Source organism: Bartonella sp. AA56HLJMS (genome assembly GCF_042197145.1).
Classification (GTDB): domain Bacteria; phylum Pseudomonadota; class Alphaproteobacteria; order Rhizobiales; family Rhizobiaceae; genus Bartonella.
The window spans coordinates 1-4,397 of sequence record NZ_JBHIRL010000041.1 but is presented as its reverse complement, the minus strand read 5'-3'; the positions used below and the strand labels follow the sequence as shown (position 1 = coordinate 4,397).

General features: G+C 35.7%; 2 protein-coding genes and 2 pseudogenes. All 4 read right to left on the bottom strand.

Annotation, left to right across the window (positions count from 1 at the left end):
- Positions 1 to 123: pseudogene (locus ACFINI_RS09335) on the bottom strand (transcriptional regulator); the annotation flags it as partial.
- A gap of 244 nt (positions 124 to 367) precedes the next feature.
- Positions 368 to 760 carry a helix-turn-helix domain-containing protein gene (locus tag ACFINI_RS09330; protein ID WP_375636922.1) on the bottom strand — a complete coding sequence of 131 codons (393 nt, stop codon included), beginning with the start codon at positions 758 to 760 and terminating at the stop codon, positions 368 to 370.
- An 833-nt stretch (positions 761 to 1,593) separates the two neighbouring features.
- The gene (gene traG / locus ACFINI_RS09325) at positions 1,594 to 3,501 is read right to left on the bottom strand and encodes a Ti-type conjugative transfer system protein TraG (RefSeq protein WP_375647979.1); all 1,908 of its coding nucleotides are present in this window, start codon (positions 3,499 to 3,501) and stop codon (positions 1,594 to 1,596) included.
- A gap of 533 nt (positions 3,502 to 4,034) precedes the next feature.
- Positions 4,035 to 4,397: pseudogene (locus ACFINI_RS09320) on the bottom strand (helix-turn-helix domain-containing protein); the annotation flags it as partial.

Genomic DNA, 4,397 nt, shown 5'->3' with positions numbered 1-4,397 from the left:
CTTTTGCGACATTCCCAGCATTGTTCTTTTAAAGCGAATTTTTCTGCCTATCGAAATATCGTTAAAGTGTGGATTTTTAGTTTGCACTTCAAGCTCCCCTACCGGTTGCGAGCGCCCTCGCATTGGTATTCCGGGAGTCAAAAATACTGAACCTAAATCAGCTTTTTTGCTTTTAGTGCTCATCGCACCTGGACATAGCAAAAACTCCCAGAATCTCGCGATACTTATAAAGCAGGCCAATGTTTCATCTTGGATTTTCAGGCTTTGGGTTTCACCATTCAACCACACTGTACGACGAGAACCCTGGTGCTTGTTCATAAAATAATTTCTGGAGACCAGCAATAAAATTTAAAACAGTGTTTTTATCTCATGAGACAATCAAACACAAAATTGCTTTCTGTTTTTGAGGTTTGAGCTCTCTAAAACTTTTCAAAAGGATGTGCTCTTCTTTACTTGCGATCCCTTCATCACAGCAATACAAGGCATTTTCTTTTGTCGAGAGATCCGTATAGAAAAAAGAAATGGGAACATTAAGAATATCGGCAATTTCTTGTAAACGCCCAGCTCCTATACGATTAGAGCCTTTTTCATATTTTTGGATTTGTTGAAAAGTCACACCTAACTGGCTACCTAATTTCTTTTGCGACATCCCGATCATTGTTCTTTTAAAGCGAATTTTTCTGCCTATCGAAATATCATTAAAGTGTGGATTTTTAGCTTTCACTTCAAGCTCCCCTGCCGGTTGCGAGCGCCCTCGCATTGGTATTCCGGGAGTCAAAAACACTGAGTTCAGTCAGCTTTTTTGCTTTTAGTGCTCATCGCACCTGGACATGGCAAAAACTCCCGGAATCCCGGGAAACCCACAAGAGTAGGCTAATCTTATGTACTGAACTTTAGGGGTTTTGAATCCCTCTTGATCGTTGCGTAGACGACCAAAACATTCTCTTACCAATAAAGTAATTTCATGAAATTAGCAATAAAATTTAAAAACAGTCTTTATTTGTATTTTTATAAGAGGCAGATAACCTCTCATTTTTGATTAAATTATATACGAACGAAGTGAGCGCTATTTATTGAAATAAGTATAAGATCATAATCAAGAGATGCTAGACGTATTAGCTCGTAGTAAAAACCTTTCATAGACATCATTAGCAAACAAGCAAAGAAATATCATGATAACAAAACCAATGACCATTGCTGTTTGGTGTTCATAGGGTGCAACTCTCGCTGTGTATCCCCAAAAAAGAAAAATAGGAATAAAACCAAGCCACCAACAAAGAAGTTTAAGAAGGCAAAAACTGGTTTACGAATGAATAATAAAATAAGGAAGATTGCGTAAAGCAACTTTTTAACTATTACAGCCAATATTCTACGTATTATCTTGAACACCCCACGCATTATAATTGATAAGATACTCTTTTTATGTCTTGATTTTTTTGGTGTTTGTATTCTTAGCAGAAAGATCGCTCATGACTCCCCCATTTTCAAGCCACTATATTATAAAAATGTAATATAAAAATGATTTATCTCTAATTATATCATCCAAAAATACAACAATATTTTATTCATTTTAACTAAAAAATAGATGCTTTATTAAGAAGAAAAGCTATTTTCATTAATAAGAGCTGTTAAATCCTTACGTCTAAAATAGATAGAGCGTCCACAACGAACAGGTGGTTGCCCTTGCATAAGAATAATCTGTTCGTCTTTTCGCATTTCTTGTGTTATTTCATGTGGATATATTAAAGGTCTATGCTGGGTGTTTATATTTTCTGTCCCTCTTGTATGGAATCCTCCTAGAGGTTTGCTTGAATCTTTCACTTCAATGGTCATTTGACCACATGCCTTAGATATATTTTCAGCAGTTTTAATATCTTTTATTGCGGCATAGCTTACAAAAGCACAATTTTCAAACCATGTCATAACGCCTGACGAACCGAAATAGTGTTCTATTTGATCTACAGACTTGTAAAAAAGCATGAGAGATATACCATATTTGCGTCCATGATCACGTGCTTCTTCTAAAATGTTCATATATCCTAAAAGATCAGCATTATCTAAAATAAAGAGCGCTCTTTTTGCATAATTACCATTAGCGGCTTCCATAGCTCTGAGAAAAGAGCCAACAAGGACACGCCCAACACCTGGATAAGATTTTAAAATTTTTGAGGGGATATTTAGAAAAATATCAATATTTCCCTTTGTTATATCGGTAGTTTTAAAATCATGACCACTGATAAGGTTTGCATAGTTAGAGAGTGAAAGCCATTGTATATCTTTTGCAGCAGTAGAATAGACATCTGAGAAAGTTTGTTCAGCCATATTTGTAAACACCCCAAGGGTTTCACGAATAAATTGGGATGGAGAATTTGATCGTATAGATTGCAATTTTCCAATCACGGATGGTTCTGGCATTGACATGATCGTATGAAGGGTTTTTAAGTTTTTTTCCTTTAATGTGTATTCATCAGAAAAGACAATATGCGCAAGTAGTCCTGTTAACAAATTATGTGCCTGTAATACAAAAAATTGATCAGTCGAAGTTGATTTGTCGTTTTCAGAAAGAAGGAGTCTAGCAACTTCAACCAACCCCGCTTCTCTTTCATAAAGGGGTAGATTTTCATCTAACAGCCAATCTAAAGGATTAAAAGTTTCCGTTGAAGAACCATGAGGATCAAGAACGTATACTTTTCTGTTTGACAGCTGCCTTGTTTTTTTTACCATTGGAGCGACTTCAGTTGAAGGGTCAAAAACGATCAGTGGACCGGAATATTTGAGACAAGTTGGAATAACATTACTGGTTGTTGTATAACTACCAGAACCAGCAAAAAATAACATATGAGTTGAATCAAAATTAAGTTTATATGTCAACAATGGCTGGCGACCACCTTTTCCCCATGTTGTTTTGTCTTTAGGATTAAAAGGGACATCTTTAACAATATCTTTGTCGACTCTATAGCGCTCTCCTATGACGACTTCGCCATCACGAGGAAAAATCTTTTCAAGGCGTTTCATACTCATCCATTGAACACCACCAAAGATCGTATTTTTTGAAATTTTCAAAGGTGAAGCTTTAGGTAATGATAGTTTTATCGTGTAACCAAGGATAATAACGCCAATAACAACACCCCATAAAACCATCCTATCAAAGAAAGGAAGAACATCCGCCCATGTCATATTATCTTGACCTACATATGGACTAAGTCTGATATATTCATTTGCACTATAATAAGTTGCAAACAAACCAAAGATGATCATGGACGAAATAGTGATATTTTTTCTGATATGCCTTTTTTGTAATAAGATGAATGAAGAACATGAAAATGCAATAAGGATTAAAATATCCAGTGGCTTTGATCTTACAAACCAATAAGCATCAGGCGTCGTTCCATTTTCTGTAATGTTATTGATGGTTATATTGACCAAAAAAGCTACAATGATTGAAAAGATGAGTGGCAATGCTAAAAATATAATCTGTTTTTTGTCTAATTTATTGACCATTTTCCCCCCTGCATACCAGAAAAAGCTTCTCTTCCTATTTTTTTCGAAGTTTTTATATTTTTTGAATTTTTATCAAGTTTTGAAACGTAAAGCAAACCATCTTAAGATGAAAGACTTATCTGCCTCTCTAAGACGGGCTTTTATAAAAAGCTCTCCTAAACTAATTTTTTCAAAAATTTTTTCAAAGTTTCTTTGATGCTTCACGCGCTATTTAAATTTCTTACTTAACTCTTTTACGACACTGCATATGCTTCTTAACAGAAAAAAAACCCAATAACAATACGCATTAGTGTTCACTGAAAAAAAGCGCGGTTTATCATGTTGTGCCGTAAAACATCGTTGTTCAGAGCCCTGATATAAGGCATGTAAAACTTCACATATTTAAGTGTTTTTAGAGTGTGTAATAAATGGGCGTGACTTGCCCCGTAGAGCCTTGTAAAGTGGACTACATGAATGGTCAGGAGTAGGTCAAACCGCGCCAACAGAAGCCGGACTGTTTACAGAGCAGCCCTTAAGTCAGGAATATGCATCCTTTAGAGCGTAGAGCGGGAGGAAATCAAACACAAAAATGCTTTCTGTTTTTGAGGTTTGAGCTCTCTAAAACTTTTCAAAAGAATGTGCTCTTCTTTACTTGCGATCCCTTCATCACAGCAATACAAGGCATTTTCTTTTGTTGAGAGATCGGAGTAGAAAAAAGAAATGGGAACATTAAGAATATCAGCAATTTCTTGTAAACGCCCCGCCCCCTATACGATTAGAGCCTTTTTCATATTTTTGGATTTGTTGAAAAGTCACCCCTAACTGACTGCCTAATTTCTTTTGCGACATTCCCAGCATTGTTCTTTTAAAGCGAATTTTTCTGCCTATCGAAATATCGTTAAAGTGTGGATTTTTAG